Genomic DNA, 23,945 nt, shown 5'->3' with positions numbered 1-23,945 from the left:
CCTATCATGATGAAACAATTTTCCATAATTTTTGCTAGCCTCGCTGCTCTTTTTCTTAACGCATGTGGTCAGGGCGATGTTCTTCTGGTCGAAGAAGCAGTCGTTAATCTGTCCCCTGTAGAGGGTAATCCGTCTGCTGGATATTTCACAGTGCGCGGTGGCCCGGAAGATGTCTCGCTGGTGGGCGTTACTGCCGATGATGTGCTTCGCCTGGAAATGCATGAAACGGTTGAAGAAGACGGCGTTGCGAAAATGCGTCCGGTAAATAATGTTCCGGTACCGGCTGGCGGGACTGTCAAATTTGAACCCGGCGGCAAACATTTGATGATCTGGGGCGTGGGCAGCGGATCAATCAAGCGCGGCACATTGCGGATGATTTTCATCTTTTCAAATGACGACCGGATTCAGTTTGATGCCGTCATTAACAAGGTTGGCGGAGCCGCATCGGAAGCTCATGGCGATGACCATAATGATGAACATGATGAAAAACCGGCCACAGAGTCCAATAAAGCGGAGTCCGATAAAAAAGTAGCGCAGCCCGCTGGCTAAACCAGATTGAAAATCTGCGATCATGGGAAAAAAGGCTGAAACAAACCGGTCAGGCCGTTTTCTTACCGTTGCGGAAATAAATCTCTGTTTGTCCGTTTTTGGTAAAGCGGTCGATTACCGGCTTGTCCGCATATTCAATCGCAAATGGTGGCCATTTCACCCACGCGGCGTCACCATGGCACCAGACGGCAATATCTGGTTCCATCCCAAAAGTGACCTGTTTCGTAGCGATTATGGCAACGCGGACTTAAAACTACAGGGCTTGTTCATTCATGAAATGGTTCATGTCTGGCAACATCAACAAGGGGTTTTTCTACCGCTCGCCCGGCACCCCTTTTGCCGTTATGATTATAAGCTGATCCCAGATAAGCCTTTTGCCAGCTATGGTATTGAACAACAGGCCGAAATTGTCCGGCACGACTTTCTACTGAAACAGGGCGCAAAATTAAAAAACGGGTTTCAGCCAGAACAATTCGCCGGTTTGCTACCATTCGGGCCGTCGGGATCATTCAATCCTGGAACTACCCTTAGAGCCTAAGGTAACAATCCGATCCGGTCTCGCATCATCCAGCGTGTCAGCATTAATATGGCGACAATGCCCAAGCCGCTGGCAAGACCCGTCCAAACGCCAATGCCTTCCCAACCTTGCCAGAAAGCCAGACCGGCTCCCACGCCGATGCCGATAAACCAATATCCCATGAGCGCAAAAAGCATCGGCACCGTTGTATCGTGCAACCCACGCAACATGCCTGCTGCAACCACTTGTGCACCGTCAACAATCTGAAAAATCGCGGCAATAGCAAGAAAGCTGACAGCAAGAGCCGCTACTTTTTCATTTCCCGGTGCATTAGCGTCGATGAAAATCGCTATCAGAAATTCCGGAGCCAGCACCAGCACCATAGCCATTGCCGCCATAAATGCCGTGCCCATGGCAAAGCTCACCCAGCCAGCACGGGTAATGCCGGCGTGATCACGCCGCCCGTACTGGATACCGACGCGCACTGTCGCTGCTTGCCCGATGCCCATCGGCACCATGAATGTCAGCGATGCCAGTTGCAGCGCAATGGCATGTGCAGCAACAGACTCGGCATTTATCAACCCCATCAACAGCGCGGCCATACCAAAGACAGAGCCTTCCAGACCCATGGTCACGGCAATCGGTAGGCCCAGTTTCCACATCTTGCGATAGCGTTCCCAATCGGCGCGCCAGAACCGACCGAAGAGATGATAACGGCGAAAGCGTTTGTGCAGCAGGACCACCAGAACCATTCCGCCAAACATCAGCATATTGGTCATCACACTGCCAATACCCGCACCCATTACGCCAAAAGCAGGAACGCCAAATTTGCCGAATATCAGCGCATAGTTAAAAATGGCGTTGGTCATCACCGCGATAACACTGATAATCAGCGCCCAGACCGGCTGTTCCAGCGCAGAGACAAAATTACGTAATATGATGAAACATAAAAACGGCAGTATCGACCACATATAGGCCGAAATATATAGTCCGGCATTACGCGCGAGATCAGGCTCCTGACCAAATAACAGCAATATGCTTTCGGTGTTCCACAATAATAGCCAAAATGGAATTATAACGGTAATCGCTGTCCATATTGCCTGACGGAAAGTCCGGCGCACGTCGCGCACACTGTGGCTCATGCGGCCAATTTCACTGGCCATCAACGGCGCAGATGCCGTCACCAGCCCCATGCAGAATATCGCGCAGCTCATCGCAAAGTTGAAACCAAGCGTTGCAGCAGCAAGCTCGCGCGCACCGAGCCATCCGATCATCAGCACATCGGTCGCGCCGATAAGTGCCATAGTCAGATTTGACAGTATAAGCGGCCACGCGAGCTTCAACGTCGTGGCCGCTTCGCGGCGCCACGGATTTTCTATTGCAATTGAGGATGCTGCGCTAACCATCAAAGTCCGTTAGCGGAGCTTGATGGAAGGCGCTAGCGAAACTCTTACTCAATCATCAATGGATTATATCAATGCCAGCCGATTGCCAGCCCAATATCAATCGCCTTAATCACTGGCTTAACGGGGATAGCCCCGCAACCCCCGGCAATCTTCATCAAGCCTGCCTCTACGGTCATAACCGTCGCAACGGTCATTCTTGTCTACAAAATAGCCCGCCGCAGCGCCAGCCGCAGCACCAATGGCTGCACCTTTAACGGCGTCATCCGTATCCCCGGTTACAGCGCCAATGACACCGCCCGCTACCGCACCAGCAGCCGCGCCTTCACCGGCATAATTACCAGCACAGGCCGAAAGAGACAGGGCCGAAACCGCCGTGACCGAAAGAACTGACATTTTATTGGTAAATCTTTTTGCCAAAGGTCGCATAATATACTCCTGAATCATTTTGCCCCAACTGATAATCCTTTAACACATCTTCTGCGGTTCCGTTCCTGAATGAACGTGATTATTCAGACGAATAGCACTCTTATTGCGATGACTACTTTTGTTACGACAATAGACGCCAGAGCGACACAGACTTTCTAGTTAAACGCGCATCCCAATAGGTCAGGCGGCTCTGCTTCAGCAAAGACTATCACCTCATTCCTCTCATATAAAATACCGGAAAATGGAATTATCATCTAAATTGATCCTTGCCGCTTGTTCCTTTCCTCTGCCAATAGGCGACCACGAAAAATAGTGGGCATTAAGAAACAGGGAAAAGAGGATCCGCGCATGGTATCGACAATCGGATTAATCGGCGGGTTGGCGCTGCTCATCTACATGACTGTAAAGGGTGTAAACATCCTGATCGCCGGACCAGCTGCCGCCGCGGTTGTGGCTGCGAGTAGCGGTTTGGCCTGGTTACCGCCACTTGCCGCTGAGGGCGCACCCGATTTCGCGACCTCTTATATGGACGGATTTGTCGGATTCTTCAAAAGCTGGTTCTTCATGTTTCTGCTTGGAGCGATATTTGGTGAAATCATGGGGGCATCAGGCGCTGCGGCCAGTGTTGCCCGCTGGATTGTTGAGAAAATCGGTATTAAACATGCGGTGCTCGCGGTGGTCGCGGCCTGCGCTGTTCTGACTTACGGCGGGGTCAGCGTTTTTATCGTCGCATTCTCCGTCTATTCACTGGCGGTGCATCTGTTCCGCGAAGCCAATCTGCCACGCCGGTTCATTCCCGCAGCGCTGGCTTTCGGGTCCGTGACCTTTACCATGACTTCGGCAGGAAGCCCGGAAATTCAAAATCTGATCCCGATGGAATTTCTTGGCACCACTGCCTATGCCGGGTGGGAAGTCAGCCTGATCATAGCGATTTTTATGGCTACTATCGGCCATTTCTGGCTTAATTGGATGGTCAAACGGGCCGTCGCCAATGGTGAAACTTTTGTTGGCCGCGAAACCGATGATAGCAATAATGACCATGGCAACCTGCCCGGGCCGCTTCTTTGCTTGCTACCACTGGTTACCGTGCTCGGCATTTTCCTGATCTTTCAATATCCACAGGCGATGGGGCCATTATCCATCATCTTGCCGCAAAATTCGCTTGATAAATGGGCACTTGTCGCCGCGCTGGGTTCGGGAGCGATAGTCGCACTCGCCGTAGGATACCGAAGATTGCGGACCATGCCGGAAGCCTTCTCACGCGGTGCAACCAGCGCCGTGGTGGCTATTACCAACACCTGCGCCGTGGTCGGCTTTGGGGCGGTTGCCCAGTTATCCCCGGCCTTTCAGGGGGCATTGGCCATGGTACAGAATTTACCCGGTAGCCCGCTTATCGGCGCGGCTATTGCGGTCACTGTTATAGCTGGCCTGACCGGATCGGCTTCAGGTGGACAGACCATCGCCCTGCCCCTGATCGCGCCGCATTACCTGGATATAGGCGCGCAGCCGGACCAGTTACACCGCGTCGTCGCTATATCTTCGGGCGCCCTCGATAGTCTGCCGCACAATGGCTATGTCGTCACCACGATCAGAGCGGTTTGCGGGGAAACACATAAAGACGCTTATGGCGCGGTCGGCGCATTGACCGTGGTCATACCTGTCATTGGAACGATTATGGCCGTGATATTATTCACGGCCTTTTAATCATCATGTTCTATCAAATGTGTAGCCGGACTATGGTGAATAAACCCTAATCCGGTTTTTTTGCCACACCAACCATAGCGGGACGCAACAACCGGTCCTTGATGATATATCCGGCTTGCATTTCCTGAACGATTGTTCCCGGTTCTTCCGCGTCGGTCGGTACTTCAATCATTGCCTGATGATGGTTCGGGTCAAGCGGCAATCCCATAGCAGGCACGCGTTTAATACCGTTTTTCTCGAACACGGTTATTAGCTCGCGGCCCGTCGCTTCGATACCGCTGATCAGACCTTTCCATTTTTCTTCATTCTTGATCTCTGTCGGAATGGCGGCAAGAGCGCGTTGCAGATTGTCCGATACGCTTAACATATCGCGCGCAAATCCGGTCGCAGCATAAGCTCTGGCATCCTGAGCGTCTTTTTCCAAACGCCGGCGGACATTCTGGGTTTCGGCCTGAGCATAGAGAACCTGTTGTTTTGCCTCAGCCAGTTCGTTTTCAAGTTCGGCAATGCGCTCTTCCTGGGAAAGGTCTTGAGATGCATCGCCATTGTCTTGCCCGCCATTTTTTAAAGTTTCTGGCACACCTTCCAGTTCCGCTGCCGCGGCATCGTCAAGTTTGGCGCTTTTATTGTCTTGGGGTTTACTATCACTCATTATTCGTCACTCATTTTTCGTTATTTGATCAACAATTTGGATATAGTCTGCGCAGTGAAATCTACCATGGGTACGACACGCGCATAATTCAAGCGGGTTGGGCCAATAACGCCAACCACGCCGACTACCTTTCCATCACCATCTTTATAAGGAGCCGCTATCACAGATGAACCGGAAAGCGAGAATAGCTTATTCTCTGCACCGATAAAAATTTTTGCCGCATCAGCATCTCTGGCATTATCGAGTAGACGGGCAATTTCTTCTTTGCCTTCCAGCTCGTCGAGCAATTGCCGGATCCGGTCTATATCCGCAAGTGCGCTGTCTTCCAGCAAGTTTGCCTGACCGCGCACGATTAGCACTGGCCGGGAAGAGGAATCCTTTGACCAGATCGCCAAACCGCGCTGCACCAGATCTTCCGAAGCCTTGTCTATCGCCAGCCGACCAACCTGGACATCCCGGTCGAGCCGCATTAGCGCATCTGTAAGCGTCATCCCGGCAAACTGCGCCGTGAGATAGTTGCTGGCCTCTACCAGAGCGGATTCCGATATACCGATGGGTAGATCAAGCACCCGGTTTTCAACCCCGCCATCCTGTCCAACGAGAATCGCTAACCCCTGCCCCTCCGACAGTTTCACAAAGCTGAACTGTTTGAGCAACGGCTCCCGCTTAGGAACCATCACCAAGCCTGCACAAGCCGATAGACCAGAAAGAATAGCGGTGGTTGCAGACAGGGCTTCTTCGATCGGACCTTGATCGTTAATTTGCGATTCAATCGCCTCGCGTTCCTTTTGCGAAGGCTGCGCCGTTTGCATCATACCATCAACAAACAGTCGCAGACCTATTTCTGTCGGTATCCGCCCGGCGCTTGTATGGGGCGCAGCGAGTAGGCCATATTCTTCAAGATCCTGCATGACATTGCGGATAGAGGCGGGAGAAAGCTCCAGGCCCGGTGCTTTTGAAATGGTGCGCGAACCAACCGGCGCGCCATTATCGAGATAGGTTTCCACCACAATCCGGAAAATATCCTGAGCCCGCGTTGTCATTTCGGTAATAGGTGTACTAATCATAGTTGCAAGATAGGGATATTCCTCATTTGATTCCAGCCTTGCAGAATTAGCTGCCTGTTCTAAGACGTAACCCAAACCATCCACAGGAGAATCACTTATGCGTCCATCAGGACGCGCGCTTGACGAAATGCGCGCTATTACAATCGAGACCGGATTTACAAAACATGCCGAAGGGTCTTGCCTGATAAGCTTTGGTGATACGCGGGTGTTGTGCACCGCCAGTATTGAAGAACGTATTCCGCCATGGCTGCGCGGCAAAGGTGAAGGATGGGTTACCGGCGAATATTCCATGCTGCCCCGCGCCACCCATACCCGCGGTTCCCGCGAAGCGGCGCGCGGCAAGCAATCAGGCAGAACTCAAGAGATCCAACGTCTTATTGGCCGCTCTTTGCGCGCGGTGGTCGATTTGCAAAAACTCGGTGAGCGCCAGATCACATTGGATTGCGATGTTATACAGGCCGATGGCGGCACGCGAACCGCGTCAATCAGCGGCGCGTGGGTTGCCCTACGGCTGGCGGTCAATGGTTTGCTGGACCAAAAACTGATCAGCGAAGACCCGATTGAACAGAAAATTGCCGCGATTAGCTGCGGTATCTATAATGGCAATCCTGTGCTTGATCTGGATTATGATGAAGATAGCAATGCCGGTGCCGATGCCAATTTCGTGTTGACGGGTGATGGTAATATTGCTGAAGCACAGGCAACCGCCGAAGGTGAGACATTTGATGACGAAGGCCTGATGCGTTTGATGCGGCTTGCAAAAATCGGTTGCAGCCAGATTTTTGAAGCGCAGGAAAAGGCGGTTTCCTAAGAATATTTATGACCAAGGCCCGCAAACTCTCTCCCGGCAAGCTCATTATTGCCAGCCATAATCAGGGCAAGCTACGTGAAATCCGTGCCTTGCTCACTCCTTTTGGCATTGAGCCTGTTTCTGCCGGTGAACTGAATTTGCCCGAACCGGAAGAAACCGGAACAACTTTTGCGGAAAACGCGCTTATCAAAGCGCATGCCAGCGCCCAAGGAGCGGATTGTGTAGCCCTGTCGGATGATAGCGGTCTGTGCGTTAACGCTCTTAACGGCGCGCCGGGGGTTTACACCGCTGACTGGGCCGAAGCCGATATTTATGAAGGCGGGCCGGGCCGCGACTGGTATATGGCAATGGGCAAAGTTGAAGGGAAGCTGGCGGAACTGGGGCCGGAAACCGATCGCAGTGCCTATTTTGTCTGCACCCTTGCCCTCGCGTGGCCCGACGGCCATTCCGAAATTTTTGAAGGCCGCGCACATGGTAATCTGGTTTGGCCACCGCGCGGAAAATTGGGTTTCGGCTATGATCCTGTGTTTCAACCGATCGGGTTTGAACAAACTTTCGCGCAGCTTGATCCACAGAAAAAGCACGAAATGAGCCACCGGGCCAATGCGTTCAATAAGCTGGTAGAGGCCTGTTTCGACTAAGCAGGGACAATATTGCCGCTTGCGTGCTAGCATTGCCGCTTGCGTGATAGTAGCCAGATACCTAGTAATGCGCCGATGCTTCACGCCCCATCCTCCGCTATAACTGCCAGGCAAACGGATCAGGATGCGCTTGCACTCTATATCCACTGGCCCTTTTGCATCGCCAAATGTCCTTATTGCGATTTTAACAGCCATGTGCGCGATCAGGTTGATTATGATTCATGGCAAAGAGCGCTTCTTGCTGACCTTGTGCATGAATATCAAGTCAGTCAGAACAGGCGGATAAGCTCAATTTTCTTTGGCGGCGGCACGCCGTCGCTGATGGACCCGCGGCTAGTGGCAAAACTGATAGAGGAAGCCAATAATCTCTGGGGTCTGATTGACAATTGCGAGATCACTCTGGAGGCGAACCCTTCATCGGTCGAAGCCAGCCGTTTTTCCGATCTTGCCCATGCTGGTGTGAACCGTGTTTCATTGGGATTGCAATCGCTGGACGATCAAACGCTTGAGTTTTTAGGTCGCGCCCATGATGTCAAAGAAGGTCTTGCGGCTTTGGAAACCGCGCAGCAAAATTTTGAGCGGGTCAGCTTTGACCTGATTTATGCGCGTCCCGATCAATCTTTATACGACTGGCAATCGGAATTGGGAAAGGCGCTGGAATTTGGAACCAGTCATCTGTCGCTCTATCAGCTTACGATTGAACCGGGCACACGCTTTGAAACATTAGTGCGAACAGGCGCATTGGTCCCGGCCGATGACGATCATTGTGCTGACCTGTTCGAGCTGACCCAGCAATTGACCAGCGCTGCCGGTCTGCCCGCTTATGAGATTAGCAATCATGCCAAGCCCGGACAGGAGAGCCGCCATAACCTTAGCTATTGGCGCTATGACGATTATATCGGAATCGGTCCCGGGGCCCATGGCAGGCGGCTGAACTGCGCGACCGAGCGGCACAAAAAGCCGGAAAACTTCCTTTCCGCTGTGGAACGCAATGGTAACGGCCTCAAGGTCGAGCAAGCATTGTCCCCTCAAACACGAGCGATGGAAGCGTTGATGATGGGGTTGCGACTGGCCGAGGGCGTTGATCTGAAAGCGCTTGAACGTAAAACCGGACTGGCGGTTGCGGAGATGGTTGATAAACAAGAGGCCGAGAAGCTGTCCACACTGGGACTGGTTGACTCACATACGGACCGGCTGACAATAACCAGCAAAGGCATGCCCTTGCTCGATGCTATTTTGCCCGAACTTATCGCTGATACGCTACGTTCCTGAAGCAAAGCATGATGTGAGACATTTGGACTTTATACACTGGCGCTGCTAGATTCTATATAATGGAAAGCGCCAGCACCCTTATTCAGGATTTTTCCCGCCATTTGCGCGAGGGACGGCGGCGTTCACCGCATACCGTACGGGCCTATGTCACAACGGCCGAGCGGTTTTGTGCATTTCTGGCAGAGCATCTGGGCGGCACAGTCGGTTCAGCGCAAATCAAGGCGCTCAAGCAAGCGGATATTCGCTCCTACCTCGCCTTTCGCCGTGCGGACGATCTGTCCAATAACAGCGCGGCTCGCGAATTATCGGCTATCCGGTCTTTCCTGAAATTTGTCGGAGGTGACGAGAGTGCAATTCCAGCGGTCAAAGGACCAAAGGTCACTCGCGGTGTGCCTCGCCCCGCTTCACCTGATGACATAATCGCAATAACACAGGACATTGCGTCAAGCGCTAGAGAAGACTGGATTGGTGCACGCGACTGGGCGGTTTTATTGTTGCTATACGGTTCGGGCCTGCGGATCAGCGAGGCGCTTGACCTAACCGCCGAGGCATTGCCGCTGTCCGATACGCTCCGCGTGACTGGCAAGCGCGGCAAGACGCGGATTGTGCCGATACTTCCCAAAGTGCGCGTTGCGATTGAGCATTATATTGATCTTTGCCCGCATGAGATGACACCAGATAAAGCGATATTCCGGGGCAAGCGCGGCGGGCCACTATCGCCCAATCTGATCAGGCGCGTTGTTGAGCGGGCGCGGACGAACCTTGGCATTTCGGACAAGACCACACCCCACGCCCTGCGCCACAGCTTCGCTACGCATCTGCTCGCTGGCGGCGCTGATTTACGAAGTTTACAGGAATTACTGGGCCACGCCAGTTTAAGCAGCACACAGGTTTATACAGCCGTGGATGCCGCGCATTTGCTGGATATTTACCAAAATGCCCATCCCCGGGCGTCAAACAGCTAGATCGGTCATTCCCCCTCGGGTCGCCAGAATATCATGCGCCAGATGTAGATAATTACCGCTATTATTATGATAGCCAGCGATACCGGACCGACATATTTTTCGATCTCGTCCACATTCTGTTGTAATTGATAGCCAGCAAAAACCAGTGCGCTATTCCACACCGATGCACCCGCCAAGGTCGCCAGTATGAACCGCATGTGAGACATTCCGAACAGGCCGGCCGGAACAGAAATAAGGGTGCGTATATTGGGAATGAATCGCGCAAAAAAGACAACCCATTCACCATGGTTATCGAATACCCCGTCAATCCGGTTAACGCTACGCACATCAAGGGTCAGCCAGCGGCCATGTCTGCGGACAAAGTTACGCAGATCATCCTCATCCCATCGCCGGCCGATCATGAACCAGAAATAATTGCCTGCCAGCGAACCTAAAGAGCCGACCAGAACCACTAGCGGCGCAAAGAAACTGCTCTGGCCTACTCCGACACCGGCCAATCCCATGATTAATTCGGAAGGTATTGGGGGAAATATATTCTCAACCGCCATGAGCAAAGCAATTGCCAGATAGCCTCCCTGCTCAATAAAATCGGGAATCCAATCGCTCATGTAGAACCGCCTGTTTGCTAATTCGAGCCGACCCGTGCTTCGATCGCATCCCAGATCATTCCTGATGTGTCACTGCCATTAAACTTGTCGATCGCAACAATCCCGGTGGGCGATGTCACATTAATCTCGGTCAGCCATTTTCCGCCGATCACGTCAATGCCTACAAAAAGCAATCCCAGCCGTTTAAGGTCCGGTCCCATCGCGGCGCAAATTTCTTTCTCGCGCTCGGTCAGGTCGGCCGCTTCGGCATAGCCGCCCTGCGCCAGATTGGAACGGAATTCCCCTTTGCCCGGTTTGCGATTGATCGCGCCAGCCACCACGCCGTCAACCAATACGATGCGCTTGTCACCTTCCTGCACTTCGGGAAGAAACGGCTGAATCATATGCGGCTCGGGCCATGTCTGGTTAAACAGCTCGACTAAGGCACTTAAATTGCTGCCGTCTTCTCCGATAAGGAAAATCGCCTTGCCGCCATTGCCATGCAGGGGTTTAACAACAATGCCGCCATGCTCGGCCTGAAAATCACGAATTTCATCTATGTTACGCGTGATTAATGTCGGCGGCATATATTGGGCATAATCCAGCACATAGACTTTTTCAGGCGCGTTACGGACCGATGCCGGATTGTTGACGACCAGCGTTTCATGCTCAATCCGTTCAAGCAGATGGGTCGCGGTAATATAGCCGACATCAAATGGAGGGTCCTGACGCATCAGGACGACATCTATATCACTACCAAGGTCCAGCTTGACCTCTTCACCAAATTCATAATGATCGCCTGTCACTTGTTGCACCTTTACCGGATGCGCGAGTGTGGTCAGGCGGCCTCCCAGATAGGTAAGATTTTTCACATCATAATGATAGAGCCGGTGCCCCCGTTTTTGGGCGGCAATCATCAAGGCAAAACTGCTATCCCCGGCGATATTCACACTATCCATCGGGTCCATTTGCACAGCGATTTTCAAACTCATAAGCTATCGTCCCTTGAACGGATTATTGGCAGGCTTAAAACCCGTGCCAGACATTGGTTAAATGGGTCGGCAAGCGGCGCGGTGCAACCAAAATCACATCAATTCGCGCATCCTCTCCATTTTGACAATATTCCGGATAGAGAATTTCCACCGCCGCCGCGACCCGTTTTAACCGATGATGGTCCACGGCCCGTTCCAGATCCTCGATCTTCGTCCGTGCTTTGACTTCTACAAAGGCCACTAAGGCCCCCCGTTTGGCGATTAGGTCCACTTCACCGCGCGGGGTTCGGACACGCTGGGCCAAAATCCGCCAGCCATGTAAACGCAGCCACCCCGCAGCAATGCTTTCGGCACGCCGTCCCTGTTGTTCCGCGTGCTTCCTATTCATTACTGGCTTTCCGCTTTCCAGCGATTGGCCAAATCATAAAGCGTCTTTCTGTCGGCACCATATATACGGGAAATCTCTCCAGCTGCTTTTGACGCGGGAAGCCGCTGCAATGCTTCGCGCAGTGCTTGCTCCACCTCTGCCTCGCTGGCGGGCTTTGCAGCCACCGGCGGCCCGATTACAACGGCAATTTCTCCTTTTGGTTTCTCATTCGCATAGCGCTCAGCCAGTTCTTTCAGGCTGCCCGTGACTGTTTCTTCAAATTTTTTGGTGATTTCGCGAATCACGGCTCCCTGCCGGTCCCCTAATTTGGCGAGCGCATCAGCCAGCATAGCACCTAGCCGTGAACCATTTTCATAGAAAACCAGCGTTGCTTTTAGCGGATTTAATTCTGTAAGAACCTCTCCCCGCGCCTTGGTTTTGCTTGGTAAAAATCCCTCGAACAAAAACCGGTCACTGGGCAAACCGGAAAGGGTTAATGCAGCAATCACGGCACTTGGCCCCGGTACGGTGGTAACATAAATGCCCTGTGCCTGTGCATCCCGAACCAGCTTGTAACCGGGGTCAGAGATAAGCGGAGTACCGGCATCGCTGACCAGTGCGACAATTTTGCATCTTAGCGCTGCTAAAATTTCTTGCCGTTCCTGTTTGCCTTTATGGTCATTATAAACGACCATCTTGCACTTTTTACCAATATGATTCAAAAGCTTGCCAGTAACTCTTGAATCCTCGACTAAAACAAGATCGGCAAGGCCAAGGACTTGCTCGGCCCGGCGAGACAAATCTCCGAGGTTGCCGATTGGTGTGGCGACGATATACAGGCCATGTTCAACGGGAGCAGACATAATGAATGCCATGACAGATAAACCGCTTGTAGGACAGGATGAAAACGCATCCCCTCAGGCTTCATTTGCGCCCGCGCACCGTGGACGCCGCAACCTGCTTAAATATGCCGGGCTTGCTTCTATTGTTTTTCTGGCTGGTTGTGAATCAATCGTGCCGCGCGGAGCAGAACGACCACCTGCCCCCACGCCCGCTCCGCCGCCAGTAACCGGCGATTTGCCCAGCGATCAGCAACATCATCGCATTGCGTTGCTCGTTCCCTTGACCGGCAAAAATTCAGGCGTCGGACAATCTTTGGCCAATGCCACTACGATGGCGTTGCTCGATACCAAGGCGCAAAATATCCGGATGACCAGTTATGATACTGGCAAAGGCATCACCGCCGCCGCGAGAAAAGCGATTGCCGATGGCAATAAGCTGATCATCGGTCCGTTGCTGAGCGACAATGTAGTGGCAACCGCGAACATCGCTAGGCCCGCAGGTGTGCCGATACTCAGCTTTTCCAATGATGCTGGCGCTGCCGGAGACAATGTCTTTCTGCTCGGACATATTCCTGCACAATCAATCGAGCGCGTTGTCACCTACGCCAAATCAAAGGGTATGAACCGTTTTGCCGCACTGGTGCCCAACGGCGTTTACGGCCAGCGCGCTTCTTCGACTTTGTTGAGTTCGGTCAAGAATGTGGGGGGAACAGTTGTAGCGATTCAAAATTTCAATCGCGATTCAGCATCCATTGAAGCTGCAACAAAGAAACTTTCCCAAAATGGTGACTTTGACGCGGTGCTGCTAGCGGACAATGGCACCATGGCGATCAAAGCTGCGCCCTACATCCGCAAAAATGCCAGCAACAGCGCCAAAATTTTGGGAACAGACCTGTGGAATACCAGTAGCAACCTTGCCGGAGCGCCGGCCTTGCGCGGGGCATGGTTTGCCAGTGTTTCAGACGGATTATACCGGCAATATGCCACCAAATATCGCAGCCGTTATGGCCGCGCACCTTTCCGCCTATCCAGCTTGGGCTATGATTCTGTTCTGCTGACAGTCAAAGTGGCGCAAAACTGGAAAGTGGGCACTCCATTTCCGATCAAACAATTGACCGATCCGGGTGGGTTTATCGGCCTGGATGGCGTGTTCCGTTTCCGCCGCAACGGCATTTCCGAACGCGCATTGGAAGTCCAGGAAATCAAAAATGGCAGCTTTAGCGTTATAGACCCTGCGCCCAAGGCGTTTTAATAGCTCTGCTTAATAGCCCTGCACCCACCGCGTTTAGTAGCTATTAGCAGCAGAACCGGGTTCATTGTGCGCCACAGGTCGCCCCTGCACCTTCTGTCATTCCCGCGCAGGCGGGAGTCCAGCTAATTAAACGCTATGGAATAAAGCTGAACCCCGTCGCGGAATAACGTGTAGTGACAGAGAACCACCTGATTATCCTATCTGCTGGCCGGTATCTTTCCAGTCTGCGAGGAAACCCTCAATCCCTTTGTCGGTCAGAACATGTTTGAACAGTCCGCGAATGACATTGGGCGGCATGGTCGCGACATCCGCGCCGATACGCGCGGATTCCAGCACATGGACCGGATGGCGGATAGAGGCGACCAATATTTCTGTTTCATAGGCATAATTGTCGTAAATCAGGCGAATATCGTCAATCAGCTTCATGCCATCAAAGCCATTATCATCATGGCGCCCGACAAAAGGGGATATAAAACTTGCGCCCGCTTTGGCGGCGAGCAATGCCTGATTGGCGGAAAAACAGAGCGTGACATTCACCATCGTGCCCTCATCAGTTAGCGCCTTGCAGGTTTTCAGACCATCAATGGTCAAAGGAACCTTGATGCAGACATTATCCGCAATTTTGCGAAGCACTTCTGCTTCTTTCATCATGGTTTCATGGTCCAGCGCGACGACTTCGGCGGAAACGGGGCCATCGGTCAGCCCGCAAATCTCCTTGGTCACTTCCATGATATCACGGCCTGATTTCTTAATCAGTGACGGATTGGTCGTTACACCATCCACCATGCCGGTAGCAGCCAGATCGGCAATTTCGGTAGTATCAGCGGTATCAACAAAAAATTTCATGCGGTTTGTGCTCCAGATGCGGGTGCGGTAAATTGGCTTTTCAAGGGTCTACCGCTTTTTATCGCCGGGCGAAACATAGCATATGGAAAAGATGTGTAGAAACCTGTGGATAGATTGATGTTAGGCAGTGGATAAAATCCTGCGCGATCAGGCCAATCCGAATACACTGATCAACAAAGGATCATTGGTTGACGCGGGATTAGCCCTGATCTTTGCTTCCTGAGCGCCGATGGAGCGATAGATGGAATCACTGACCTTGCGCGTCACATCCTCGCTAATATCGGTGAAATTGATATTGCTGACCTGCGACAAGGCCAGATTGATGATTTCATTGTCAAACAGGTTCAACCCCTTGCTGATACCCGGCAATATATGCGTCGCCAACGATGGGCCAAGCTCTCGCTGTAACAGGGCCGTGGCAGCGCGATCTCCACCCTTTATGATCGCAGCTGCATCCGCTATGCTCATATTTTTTATAGTCTCGGCAATAATCGGCGCAGCCAGCTCCGCCCCTGTTTCCGCCGCACGGTTCACTTGTATGAGCAGACGTTTCTGGATCGGCTTGGACCCCAGGACGGCTGTTGCGATGTTGGTCGCGCGGGCGCCTCCCAGCTTATCAGGCACAGAAATACGCGCAATTTGACTGTCAAAAAATCCGTTAGGCTGCATCAACTCAGCAAAAGCATTTTGCGACGACACGGTGAGTAACCGCCGAACCGCCTCGGTCAAGCTAAGCGGCGGCAGGCTGGTGCAGCCGGGCAATCCCAACATTGCCATAGTGACTCCAGTGACTCCAGCCGCGATCAAATTCCGACGATCCATAACGTGCATATGCTCATCCCTCTAATTCAAGGCAGACTGCATAGCAATTAGTGACGCAATCCCAAACCACGCTTATACGGGCAGCATGAATCACCCCATCAATCGAGTGAGAGTGCTATTGCTCAATGCGGCCCTGGGACCGCTCGATTACAGTCTACCTGTCGGTATGCTTGCTAAACCGGGATCGATCGTAATGGTTCCATTAGGACCACGTAAAGTGCCCGGTGTTGTTTGGGAGCCAGAGAGTTTTGCAGTTGAAGAAATTGACTCCAAAAAGCTACGCCCTGTTCTGGAATTGCGCGATGTACCCCCGCTATCCGCACCGCTAAGACGTCTGATTGAATGGACCGCCCATTATTATTTTGCTTCACCCGCATCAGTTTTGCGAATGGTTCTGTCGAGTGGCGCTGCTTTTACCGATAACCGTCCGATCATCGAATATCGGTTAAATGGTATAATCCCCGACCGCATGACGCCGCAGCGCGAACAGGTGTTTGAGAAACTGGCTGATGTTCAAGGTACGATCAGCGAACTGGCCTATAAGGCTGATGTTTCTGTTGCGGTTATCAAAGGACTGGAAAAAATTGGCGCATTGGATAGCAGTGAAGTTTCTCCCTTCGCCGACTTCCAGCAACCTGATCCCGACTTTATGCAAGTAAATTTGAGTGAGGATCAACTACGGGTCAGCCGCCAATTAATCGGCGCTGTGCAGGCATCATTGTTTCAGCCGTATTTGTTAGATGGTGTCACCGGATCGGGTAAAACGGAAGTTTATTTCGAAGCAATTGCAGAGGCTTTGCGTCAAAACAAGCAGACATTGGTATTGCTTCCCGAGATCGCTTTAACGGAACCGTTTCTGGACCGGTTTAGAGCGCGCTTTGGTGCTGAACCGGTGGCATGGCATAGTGGGCTAAAACAATCGGACCGTAGAAAAAACTGGCACGCGCTGGCCGACGGCAAAGCAAAAGTGGTTGTAGGGGCGCGATCAGCCTTGTTCTTGCCTTATAAAAAACTCGGATTAATTATCGTTGATGAAGCACATGAAGTCAGTTTTAAACAAGAAGACGGGGTGCGTTACCATGCCCGCGACGTAGCGGTAATGCGCGGATTATACGAGAAGTTCCCGGTAATCCTAGCCTCAGCCACACCTGCTATAGAAAATCGTCATCAGGTCGAACAGGGTAATTACGAGTTGCTTGAGCTGCCCGCCCGTTTTGGCTCTGCTCAGTTACCAGAGATTGAGGCTCTTGATCTGACACAGGATATTCCTGCACGCGGATCGTGGCTTGCGCCGACACTGATCAACGCGCTCGAGGAAAACCTTGAGAAGGGCGAACAATCCCTGCTTTTCTTGAACCGCCGGGGTTTTGCGCCGCTTACTTTGTGCCGAACTTGCGGGCACCGTATCAATTGTCCGAATTGCACTGCATGGATGGTCGAGCATCGCCTGACAAAACGGCTTGCTTGTCATCATTGCGGGCATGTTATGCCCCAACCGGATAAATGCCCTGAATGTAGTGACGAGGATTCGCTTGTTGCCTGCGGTCCCGGAGTTGAACGTATCTGTGATGAAGTCAAAATGCTTTTTCCCCAAGCACGAACCGCTATTGTCACGTCTGATACAATCTGGTCACCTGCTAAGGCTGGTGAATTTGTGGAGCAGATGGAGACGGGTATGATAGATATCGTAATCGGTACGCAGCTCGTCACCAAAGGCTATCATTTCCCCAATCTGACTCTGGTCGGTGTTGTCGATGCTGACATTGGCCTTGAAGGAGGCGATTTGCGGGCTGCCGAGCGCAGTTTCCAACAAATTGCTCAGGTAGCTGGACGGGCCGGGCGAGCCGACAAACCCGGCCATGTCTATGTTCAAACCCGTATGCCTGAAGCACCGGTAATACAGGCGCTGGTCAAAGGAGACCGGGATGGTTTTTATGCCGCCGAAACAGAAGCCCGCCGCGCGGCGGCTGCCCCGCCCTTTTCACGGCTTGCGGCCATCATTATATCGTCGGAAGACAATTCAGAAGCGATGGAAACAGCGCGTCTGATTGGCCAGACAGCCCCGAAACTGGCCGGTTTCACCGTCTATGGCCCTGCCCCTGCCCCGCTCGCCATGCTGCGTGGACGCTATCGCCACCGGCTGTTGATCCACACTCACCGATCCGTTGAATTACAAGATATTACGCGCGAATGGCTGGCAAAACTTGAATGGCCAAGGGCGGTGCGTGTAAGTGTTGACGTCGATCCATACAACTTTGTCTGATTTACGAAAAATATATCCATCCTGCGCTCCAAGCTTGATGCGGGATAGAAGGTAATGGTAGCGCATATCTCGCTTCGCATGCCCCGCGAAACACGAAACACTAAAGGCTCTCCAATGAACCGCATCCTTGCAATTTTTGCTCTTGCCCTCGCCGCCCTGCTTGCCAGCCCGGCTCAGGCAGATCCGGCTGATATTGCCGCTGCCAGCCGCTCGGTCGTCCGCGTTGTCATGGCTGCTACAGATGGCGATAAAGTCGCTTTTGTCGGCCATGGGAGCGGCTTTGCAGTTGCCCCTGACAAAATTGTAACCAACGCCCACGTCGTAGAAATAGCCCGGCAGGAAAAATCGGTTGTAATCGGAATTGTGCCGTCACAGGGCGGGACCAGCTATGGCGGAAGAATCATTGCTTATTCTCCCGGTAATGATTTGGCACTGATCCAGCTTCAAGATGGTGGGCGATTGCCACCGATGACAGTTTTTAGCGGTCCGATAGAGGATGGCGCTGATGTTGTAGCCGTTGGCTATCCCGGTTCTGTGGACCGTGCTCAAGGGCTTAATCTTGACGAGCTGATTACCCCGATGTCACCCGTTAAAACACGTGGTTCTGTTTCCGGGGGCCGTTCTACCAAGCAATTTGATACAATATTGCACACAGCGCCGATTGCCAGCGGCAATAGCGGCGGTCCGTTAATCGACAATTGTGGCAGGATATTGGGCGCGAACAGCTTTGGCTCTGTATCAGATGGCAATGATGCAGAATTTGGTTTTGCCGTATCCAGCCGCGAGATATTATCCTTTCTTCGCAAAGCCGGAGTTAAAGCGGCGATAGCCGCCACCCCTTGCCGTTCTGCTGCTGTGATCAGCTTTCAGGAACAACAACGCGAGGCCAAAGCAAGGGCAAAGATAGAAGCCGCACAAAAAGCCAAAGCAGCACAACGTCAGCAGACCGAAAACCGCTTGCGCCGCACCGTCTCTCAGGAAATTATAACCGAGCGCGAAAATCATATGGCAATTGGTGCGTTAATGCTGGTGCTGTCGCTGATGTCCATTGGCGGCGCGGGTTATTTGATGTTTAAGGATAAGCGTACTCCTGCTATCGGAATCGCTGGCGGAGCGGCTGTGCTAATAGTTGGAGCAATCCTTATATTTCTCTCGCGTCCCAGTTTTAATGAAATTGACGATCGTGTTGCAGCGGCGCTAAAAGAAGAATTTCCTGACGATAGCGATGCAAAGAGCGAAGAACCCCTTGCAACTTCAGGAAAATACCAGTGCCGCTTAAACTCCGATCGCAGCCGGATCACAGTTTCCCAGACTGACTCGCTGGATATTGACTGGACCAAAGACGGCTGCGTAAATGGTCGCACTCAATATAGCCATGATAACGGCAAATGGTCGCGGATATTTGTGCCTAATCAGGAACAGACCGTAACAATCAGCAGTTTTAACCCCGAAAGCGCAGAATTCATAACCGAGCGTTATCTTCTTGGCTTGACGGCTATGACCCGTGCGCGTGAAATTCGCCAACAATATGACAATGGTAGCTGCACCACCGATGATAAGATATTGGCCGATATTTCCGAGATGGTAAAATCATTACGCAGCGAGTTACCTACGCAGGCTAATGAGCGGCTGATCTATGAATGTAAAAAACTTTCACAATGATAAATCTGCTCCCCTAAGAAACGGAAATATTGACCGTCCAGCGCTGGGGGCGGCATGGGGAGCAAAGGAACTATTTCATCCGTCTGATGTTAATGACAGTGTAACTGCTCAAAGGACATCAGATGACCGATGCAAAGGACAGATCAAAGAAACCTGATTATTCGGGATTAAAAGCCGTCTTTATCAACTGCACACTTACGCCCTCGCCATCGTTCAGCCATACTGAATGCCTGATGGATGTTGTCCGGGCCATTATGGAAGATGCCGGAACAAAAGTGACATGTTTTCGCAGTGTCGATCATGACATAGCGCCCGGTGTTTATCCTGACATGACCGAACGTGGTTACGATACCGACGCATGGCCCGATATTTCCAAAGCAGTGCTATCCAGCGATATATTGGTAATCGGCACGCCCATCTGGCTGGGCGATATATCATCGGAATGTCGCAAGATAATCGAACGGCTTTACGCCCATTCCGGTGAAACCAACGCCAAAGGCCAATATATATTCTATGGCAAGACCGGCGGCTGTATCATCACCGGCAATGAAGACGGCGTAAAACATTGCGCGATGAGCACGCTCTATTCCCTCAGCCATATCGGCTATACAATTCCGCCACAGGCCGATGCAGGATGGGTCGGTGAGATTGGTCCCGGCCCATCCTATGGTGACAAAAAAGATGATGGAAGCCGAGTCGGTTTTGACAGTGATTTTACCCAGCGCAACGCGACATTTCTGGCGTGGAACCTGATGCATACGGCCAAGATGCTCAAACAGGCGGGCGGTATTCCTGCCTATGGTAATTCGCGTGAAGCATGGGATGATGGCACAAGATATAATCACCCCAATCCCGAATATCGGTAATTTCAGGCGCGAAAAGAAATATGCTCTGACCGCGACGACCACATAAAGCCGGCGTGCTCCTATAAAATAGCCACTTATAAAATAACCAATCAAATAATTATCGTCATTCCCGCTAAGGCGGGAATCCAGCTTTCCGGTTTTAGTATAGCTGGATTCCTGCCTTCGCAGGAATGACGGTGTTTTGATTATATCTGAAAATCTTGAATCTAAGGCAACATTAAGGCCATACACCGCCCTCCGGCTCAATAATTTCAGCAGAAACGGATAAATCTGCCCAAATGGGATAACCACTCAATTTAAGCGCCCACATTAACCGGCCGCATTATCATTTTACCGTTTCGCGCTTCAGCAACCGTTTCTTTATGTCCAGCCCATAAGCATAGCCGCCCAAAGTACCATCACTGCGTACCACGCGGTGACAGGGAATCAGAACCGCGACATTATTGGCGCCATTTGCACTACCCACCGCGCGCACCGCTTTGGGTTTGCCGATCGCAGCGGCAATCTCGGCATAGCTGCGTGTCTCGCCCAGCGGTATTTTCTGAAGTTCCTGCCAGACGGCTTCCTGAAACGTCGTGCCCTGCACATCCAAAGGGATGTGGCGAAAATCGCCGGGCTTTTCGACAAATGCAGTGACCTGACTGAGCAGATCATGGAACGATTCGTCACCGGCTTTTAATTCCGCTTTGGGAAAACGGGCCTGCAAATGTTCTTCACTCTCGTTAAATGACAAACAGCATATACCTTTATCTGTCGCAGCCACCATCATCATGCCCAAGGACGTTTCCACATTAGCCCAGCGGATCACGGTTCCCGCTCCACCATTTTTCCAAGCACTGGATCTCATCTCTAACCTCTTTTCACTATCTACGTGGAACGGGAAGCGGACCCATAGCCTGTAGCCCGTATCTTGAGATCCCCGTATCTTGAGAACATAGCCAGTTTATCCGGCTATTTTCCGGCTCCCAGCGACCCTTCGTCAAATATAGCTCATTGATAACGCAACCCCTTTTATGCTGGTACGGAGCATAGCATGTTCGCCCCGTCCATTCATGCCAAAATCACCCTGTTGAAAATCATTCCCAAAGCCATCTTGCATCGCAGCAAAATGGTTGCTAGACGCCGCGCAACCCAAGGCAAGATGCACTGTAATTCATCTGTCAGGGTCATGATCATTTAGCAGTATTTTGACCGGGTTATCAGGTCGATGATACAGGTACAAAGTAACGAAGGAGTTAGCAGGCGCGTGGAGAATTCCAGCGGCATTAGAGCGAGTTTAGCGGGGCGTTACGCCACTGCGCTGTTCGCCTTGGCCACCGAAAATAAAGCCATCGACAAGGTCGAAGCAAGCCTTGCCTCGCTGAACAAAGCGATGAACGAATCGGACGAGCTGAAGGCGCTGATCAGCAGCCCGGTTTTGTCCCGTGCGGATGCTGGCAAGGCAATCGCCGCCATTGCAAAGAAAATGAAGCTGGATAATCTGACCACCAATATGCTGGGTGTTCTTGCGGCCAATCGCCGGCTTGACCAGATACCTTCCGTCATTCGCGCATTTGCAACACTGGCTTCTGCCCATCGCGGTGAAATTACCGCTGAAGTTACTTCCGCTCATCCACTGGATGACGCACAGATTGCTGCGCTGAAGGCGCAACTCAAAAAACGTGTGGGGAACGATGTTTCGGTTTCCACCTCTGTCGATCCGTCTATCTTGGGCGGTCTGGTCGTCAAAATTGGCAGCCAGATGATCGATAATTCAATTAAAACCCGTTTGAACACGCTTTCCCAAGCCATGAAGGGCTGATGGCTCAGGCCATAAAGGACTATAAGGAATAGAATGATGGATATTCGCGCCGCAGAAATTTCAAAGGTCATTAAGGACCAGATCTCCAATTTCGGCAATGAAGCCGAGGTTTCCGAAGTCGGAACCGTTCTGGCTGTTGGTGACGGCATCGCCCGTATCCACGGGCTGGATCAGGTGCAAGCCGGTGAGATGGTTGAATTCTCCAACGGAATTCAGGGCATGGCGCTGAACCTCGAAGCCGATAACGTGGGTGTCGTTATCTTTGGTTCTGACGCTGACATTAAAGAAGGCGATGTCGTCAAGCGGACAGGTACGATTGTGGACGTTCCGATCGGCAAGGAATTGCTTGGCCGCGTTGTTGACGGTCTTGGCAACCCCATTGACGGCAAAGGGCCGATCAAAACCAAAAAGCGTAGCCGTGTTGAAGTTAAAGCTCCGGGCATTATCCCGCGTAAATCCGTGCATGAACCTGTGCAAACCGGCCTCAAGGCGCTTGATGCTCTGGTCCCTGTTGGCCGTGGCCAGCGTGAATTGATCATTGGTGACCGCCAAACCGGCAAAACGGCTGTTGGTATCGACACCTTCATTAACCAGAAAACGGTTAATGCTGGTGATGACGAAAGCAAAAAACTATATTGCATCTATGTCGCTGTCGGGCAAAAGCGATCGACTGTTGCACAAATCGTGCGCCAGCTTGAAGAAAACGGCGCGATGGAATATTCCATTGTTGTTGCTGCAACCGCTTCAGAGCCTGCTCCGCTGCAATATCTTGCACCTTATACCGGTGTGACCATGGGCGAATATTTCCGCGATAATGGTATGCACGCCTGTATCGTTTATGATGACCTTTCCAAACAGGCTGTGGCTTATCGCCAGATGTCCTTGCTGCTTCGTCGTCCACCAGGACGTGAAGCCTATCCGGGTGACGTTTTCTACCTGCATAGCCGCTTGCTGGAACGTGCTGCAAAGATGAACGAAGATAATGGCTCAGGGTCTTTGACCGCACTGCCAATCATTGAGACACAGGCCGGTGACGTTTCTGCCTATATTCCAACCAACGTGATTTCGATTACCGATGGTCAGATTTTCCTTGAAACCGATCTGTTTAACCAAGGCATCCGTCCCGCCATTAACGTGGGTCTGTCCGTGTCTCGTGTGGGTTCAGCAGCTCAAACCAAAGCGATGAAAAAAGTTTCCGGTTCGATCAAACTCGACCTTGCTCAATATCGCGAAATGGCGGCCTTTGCCCAGTTTGGTTCCGACCTTGATGCGTCCACGCAGAAATTGCTGGCCCGCGGTGAGCGTTTGACCCAGCTTTTGAAACAGGCACAATTCTCTCCGTTGCCATTTGAAGAGCAGACTGCCTCCATCTATGCTGGTACGAATGGGCATCTTGACCCTGTCGCCGTGGAAGACGTTGTGCGCTATGAAGAAGCCATGCTCGCCTATATGCGGACAGAGCATGCCGACATATTGAACACAATTCGTGAAAGCGGTGACTTGGCAGATGATACCAAGGCAAAACTGGAAGATGCTTTGACCACATTTGGCAAAAGTTTCGCGTAACCTGAACGTCCGAAGCCCTGAACCAGTTTCAGGATTTCGGGCGCTGAAAACAGATCCTGATACTTTTTC

General features: G+C 52.0%; 23 protein-coding genes and 1 pseudogene. 13 read left to right on the top strand and 11 right to left on the bottom strand.

What is annotated here, in order from left to right; genetic code table 11:
- The first annotated feature begins 6 nt into the window (after positions 1–6).
- On the top strand, positions 7–549 hold the full coding sequence (locus AB1K62_RS01240) for a copper chaperone PCu(A)C (RefSeq protein WP_367000592.1): 543 nt from the start codon (positions 7–9) through the stop codon (positions 547–549).
- 22 nt (positions 550–571) lie between these two features.
- Positions 572–1,087: a vgr related protein gene (locus AB1K62_RS01235; RefSeq protein ID WP_367000591.1), complete on the top strand. Its 516-nt coding sequence runs from the start codon at positions 572–574 to the stop codon at positions 1,085–1,087.
- On the opposite strand, the gene AB1K62_RS01230 is transcribed toward AB1K62_RS01235, so the two are convergent.
- Together AB1K62_RS01230 and AB1K62_RS01225 are read right to left on the bottom strand one after the other, a co-directional pair.
- Complete coding sequence (locus tag AB1K62_RS01230; protein ID WP_367000589.1) at positions 1,084–2,472, bottom strand: MATE family efflux transporter; 1,389 nt, start codon at positions 2,470–2,472, stop codon at positions 1,084–1,086. The two genes, AB1K62_RS01235 and AB1K62_RS01230, sit on opposite strands and share 4 nt — an antisense overlap.
- A gap of 117 nt (positions 2,473–2,589) precedes the next feature.
- On the bottom strand, positions 2,590–2,898 hold the full coding sequence (locus tag AB1K62_RS01225) for a YMGG-like glycine zipper-containing protein (RefSeq protein ID WP_367000587.1): 309 nt from the start codon (positions 2,896–2,898) through the stop codon (positions 2,590–2,592).
- A 348-nt stretch (positions 2,899–3,246) separates the two neighbouring features.
- Here AB1K62_RS01225 and AB1K62_RS01220 point away from each other — a divergent pair, with 348 nt between their 5' ends.
- Positions 3,247–4,602: a GntP family permease gene (locus AB1K62_RS01220; protein ID WP_367000586.1), complete on the top strand. Its 1,356-nt coding sequence runs from the start codon at positions 3,247–3,249 to the stop codon at positions 4,600–4,602.
- A gap of 46 nt (positions 4,603–4,648) precedes the next feature.
- Here AB1K62_RS01220 and grpE read toward each other — a convergent pair whose 3' ends face one another.
- A complete protein-coding gene (gene grpE, locus AB1K62_RS01215) occupies positions 4,649–5,254 on the bottom strand; it encodes a nucleotide exchange factor GrpE (protein ID WP_367000584.1) in 606 nt (201 codons plus the stop codon).
- A 20-nt stretch (positions 5,255–5,274) separates the two neighbouring features.
- On the bottom strand, positions 5,275–6,321 hold the full coding sequence (gene hrcA, locus AB1K62_RS01210; RefSeq protein ID WP_367000582.1) for a heat-inducible transcriptional repressor HrcA: 1,047 nt from the start codon (positions 6,319–6,321) through the stop codon (positions 5,275–5,277).
- Positions 6,322–6,418: 97 nt separating this feature from the next.
- Here hrcA and rph point away from each other — a divergent pair, with 97 nt between their 5' ends.
- The 4 genes from rph to AB1K62_RS01190 all read left to right on the top strand — a co-directional run bounded on the left by rph (position 6,419) and on the right by AB1K62_RS01190 (position 10,010).
- Positions 6,419–7,132, top strand: a complete 714-nt coding sequence (rph, locus tag AB1K62_RS01205) for a ribonuclease PH (RefSeq protein ID WP_367000580.1) — start codon at positions 6,419–6,421, stop codon at positions 7,130–7,132.
- Between the two features lie 8 nt (positions 7,133–7,140).
- Complete coding sequence (gene rdgB / locus AB1K62_RS01200) at positions 7,141–7,773, top strand: RdgB/HAM1 family non-canonical purine NTP pyrophosphatase (protein WP_367000578.1); 633 nt, start codon at positions 7,141–7,143, stop codon at positions 7,771–7,773.
- A 75-nt stretch (positions 7,774–7,848) separates the two neighbouring features.
- A complete protein-coding gene (gene hemW / locus AB1K62_RS01195; RefSeq protein WP_367002007.1) occupies positions 7,849–9,045 on the top strand; it encodes a radical SAM family heme chaperone HemW in 1,197 nt (398 codons plus the stop codon).
- 59 nt (positions 9,046–9,104) lie between these two features.
- Positions 9,105–10,010, top strand: a complete 906-nt coding sequence (locus AB1K62_RS01190) for a tyrosine recombinase XerC (RefSeq protein WP_367000577.1) — start codon at positions 9,105–9,107, stop codon at positions 10,008–10,010.
- A gap of 5 nt (positions 10,011–10,015) precedes the next feature.
- On the opposite strand, the gene AB1K62_RS01185 is transcribed toward AB1K62_RS01190, so the two are convergent.
- Genes AB1K62_RS01185 through rsmI form a run of 4 tightly spaced genes read right to left on the bottom strand, consistent with a single transcriptional unit; the run spans position 10,016 to position 12,819 of the window.
- The gene (locus tag AB1K62_RS01185; protein ID WP_367000575.1) at positions 10,016–10,618 is read right to left on the bottom strand and encodes a DedA family protein; all 603 of its coding nucleotides are present in this window, start codon (positions 10,616–10,618) and stop codon (positions 10,016–10,018) included.
- Between the two features lie 17 nt (positions 10,619–10,635).
- On the bottom strand, positions 10,636–11,589 hold the full coding sequence (gene gshB, locus AB1K62_RS01180) for a glutathione synthase (RefSeq protein ID WP_367000573.1): 954 nt from the start codon (positions 11,587–11,589) through the stop codon (positions 10,636–10,638).
- A gap of 34 nt (positions 11,590–11,623) precedes the next feature.
- Complete coding sequence (locus AB1K62_RS01175; protein WP_367000572.1) at positions 11,624–11,977, bottom strand: YraN family protein; 354 nt, start codon at positions 11,975–11,977, stop codon at positions 11,624–11,626.
- Positions 11,977–12,819, bottom strand: coding sequence for a 16S rRNA (cytidine(1402)-2'-O)-methyltransferase (gene rsmI / locus AB1K62_RS01170; protein ID WP_367000570.1), 843 nt, complete (start codon positions 12,817–12,819; stop codon positions 11,977–11,979). Before rsmI ends, AB1K62_RS01175 begins: the two co-directional genes overlap by 1 nt.
- 1 nt (position 12,820) lies before the next feature.
- Here rsmI and AB1K62_RS01165 point away from each other — a divergent pair, with 1 nt between their 5' ends.
- Entirely contained in the window at positions 12,821–14,050 is a 1,230-nt protein-coding gene (locus AB1K62_RS01165) for a penicillin-binding protein activator (RefSeq protein ID WP_367000568.1), read from the top strand.
- Between the two features lie 192 nt (positions 14,051–14,242).
- Here AB1K62_RS01165 and fsa read toward each other — a convergent pair whose 3' ends face one another.
- Both fsa and AB1K62_RS01155 read right to left on the bottom strand, forming a co-directional pair.
- Positions 14,243–14,896 (bottom strand): fructose-6-phosphate aldolase, encoded by a 654-nt coding sequence (fsa, locus tag AB1K62_RS01160; protein ID WP_367000566.1) that lies wholly within the window; start codon positions 14,894–14,896, stop codon positions 14,243–14,245.
- Positions 14,897–15,043: 147 nt separating this feature from the next.
- Positions 15,044–15,673, bottom strand: coding sequence for a DUF4197 domain-containing protein (locus tag AB1K62_RS01155; protein ID WP_367000565.1), 630 nt, complete (start codon positions 15,671–15,673; stop codon positions 15,044–15,046).
- 130 nt (positions 15,674–15,803) lie between these two features.
- Between AB1K62_RS01155 and AB1K62_RS01150 the strand changes: the two genes are divergently transcribed.
- From AB1K62_RS01150 to AB1K62_RS01140, 3 genes are all read left to right on the top strand, one after another.
- A complete protein-coding gene (locus tag AB1K62_RS01150; protein WP_367000564.1) occupies positions 15,804–17,981 on the top strand; it encodes a primosomal protein N' in 2,178 nt (725 codons plus the stop codon).
- 54 nt (positions 17,982–18,035) lie between these two features.
- Positions 18,036–19,643, top strand: coding sequence for a trypsin-like peptidase domain-containing protein (locus AB1K62_RS01145; protein WP_367000563.1), 1,608 nt, complete (start codon positions 18,036–18,038; stop codon positions 19,641–19,643).
- Between the two features lie 122 nt (positions 19,644–19,765).
- Complete coding sequence (locus AB1K62_RS01140) at positions 19,766–20,509, top strand: flavodoxin family protein (protein ID WP_367000561.1); 744 nt, start codon at positions 19,766–19,768, stop codon at positions 20,507–20,509.
- Positions 20,510–20,834: 325 nt separating this feature from the next.
- On the opposite strand, the pseudogene AB1K62_RS01135 reads toward AB1K62_RS01140, so the two are convergent.
- Positions 20,835–21,386, bottom strand: a pseudogene (locus AB1K62_RS01135) (methylated-DNA--[protein]-cysteine S-methyltransferase); the annotation flags it as partial.
- Between the two features lie 369 nt (positions 21,387–21,755).
- On the opposite strand from AB1K62_RS01135, the gene AB1K62_RS01130 reads away from it, so the two are divergent.
- Together AB1K62_RS01130 and atpA are read left to right on the top strand one after the other, a co-directional pair.
- Entirely contained in the window at positions 21,756–22,310 is a 555-nt protein-coding gene (locus AB1K62_RS01130; RefSeq protein ID WP_367000560.1) for a F0F1 ATP synthase subunit delta, read from the top strand.
- Between the two features lie 36 nt (positions 22,311–22,346).
- Positions 22,347–23,876: a F0F1 ATP synthase subunit alpha gene (gene atpA / locus AB1K62_RS01125; RefSeq protein WP_367002005.1), complete on the top strand. Its 1,530-nt coding sequence runs from the start codon at positions 22,347–22,349 to the stop codon at positions 23,874–23,876.
- The last annotated feature ends 69 nt before the right edge of the window (positions 23,877–23,945 follow it).

This window comes from Parasphingorhabdus sp. JC815 (genome assembly GCF_040717415.1).
Lineage (GTDB): Bacteria > Pseudomonadota > Alphaproteobacteria > Sphingomonadales > Sphingomonadaceae > Parasphingorhabdus.
The sequence above is the reverse complement of the archived record's forward strand: the minus strand, read 5'-3'. Positions and strand labels throughout refer to the sequence as shown.

What these genes read in the sequence shown, in the direction of transcription:
- AB1K62_RS01240 (WP_367000592.1), top strand. Translation starts at nt 7, where the DNA reads ATGATGAAACAATTTTCCATAATTTTTGCTAGCCTCGCTGCTCTTTTT.
- AB1K62_RS01235 (WP_367000591.1), top strand. Translation starts at nt 572, where the DNA reads ATGGGAAAAAAGGCTGAAACAAACCGGTCAGGCCGTTTTCTTACCGTT.
- AB1K62_RS01230 (WP_367000589.1), bottom strand. Translation starts at nt 2,472, where the DNA reads ATGGTTAGCGCAGCATCCTCAATTGCAATAGAAAATCCGTGGCGCCGC.
- AB1K62_RS01225 (WP_367000587.1), bottom strand. Translation starts at nt 2,898, where the DNA reads ATGCGACCTTTGGCAAAAAGATTTACCAATAAAATGTCAGTTCTTTCG.
- AB1K62_RS01220 (WP_367000586.1), top strand. Translation starts at nt 3,247, where the DNA reads ATGGTATCGACAATCGGATTAATCGGCGGGTTGGCGCTGCTCATCTAC.
- grpE (WP_367000584.1), bottom strand. Translation starts at nt 5,254, where the DNA reads ATGAGTGATAGTAAACCCCAAGACAATAAAAGCGCCAAACTTGACGAT.
- hrcA (WP_367000582.1), bottom strand. Translation starts at nt 6,321, where the DNA reads ATGATTAGTACACCTATTACCGAAATGACAACGCGGGCTCAGGATATT.
- rph (WP_367000580.1), top strand. Translation starts at nt 6,419, where the DNA reads ATGCGTCCATCAGGACGCGCGCTTGACGAAATGCGCGCTATTACAATC.
- rdgB (WP_367000578.1), top strand. Translation starts at nt 7,141, where the DNA reads ATGACCAAGGCCCGCAAACTCTCTCCCGGCAAGCTCATTATTGCCAGC.
- hemW (WP_367002007.1), top strand. Translation starts at nt 7,849, where the DNA reads ATGCTTCACGCCCCATCCTCCGCTATAACTGCCAGGCAAACGGATCAG.
- AB1K62_RS01190 (WP_367000577.1), top strand. Translation starts at nt 9,105, where the DNA reads ATGGAAAGCGCCAGCACCCTTATTCAGGATTTTTCCCGCCATTTGCGC.
- AB1K62_RS01185 (WP_367000575.1), bottom strand. Translation starts at nt 10,618, where the DNA reads ATGAGCGATTGGATTCCCGATTTTATTGAGCAGGGAGGCTATCTGGCA.
- gshB (WP_367000573.1), bottom strand. Translation starts at nt 11,589, where the DNA reads ATGAGTTTGAAAATCGCTGTGCAAATGGACCCGATGGATAGTGTGAAT.
- AB1K62_RS01175 (WP_367000572.1), bottom strand. Translation starts at nt 11,977, where the DNA reads ATGAATAGGAAGCACGCGGAACAACAGGGACGGCGTGCCGAAAGCATT.
- rsmI (WP_367000570.1), bottom strand. Translation starts at nt 12,819, where the DNA reads ATGTCTGCTCCCGTTGAACATGGCCTGTATATCGTCGCCACACCAATC.
- AB1K62_RS01165 (WP_367000568.1), top strand. Translation starts at nt 12,821, where the DNA reads ATGAATGCCATGACAGATAAACCGCTTGTAGGACAGGATGAAAACGCA.
- fsa (WP_367000566.1), bottom strand. Translation starts at nt 14,896, where the DNA reads ATGAAATTTTTTGTTGATACCGCTGATACTACCGAAATTGCCGATCTG.
- AB1K62_RS01155 (WP_367000565.1), bottom strand. Translation starts at nt 15,673, where the DNA reads ATGGCAATGTTGGGATTGCCCGGCTGCACCAGCCTGCCGCCGCTTAGC.
- AB1K62_RS01150 (WP_367000564.1), top strand. Translation starts at nt 15,804, where the DNA reads ATGAATCACCCCATCAATCGAGTGAGAGTGCTATTGCTCAATGCGGCC.
- AB1K62_RS01145 (WP_367000563.1), top strand. Translation starts at nt 18,036, where the DNA reads ATGGTAGCGCATATCTCGCTTCGCATGCCCCGCGAAACACGAAACACT.
- AB1K62_RS01140 (WP_367000561.1), top strand. Translation starts at nt 19,766, where the DNA reads ATGACCGATGCAAAGGACAGATCAAAGAAACCTGATTATTCGGGATTA.
- atpA (WP_367002005.1), top strand. Translation starts at nt 22,347, where the DNA reads ATGGATATTCGCGCCGCAGAAATTTCAAAGGTCATTAAGGACCAGATC.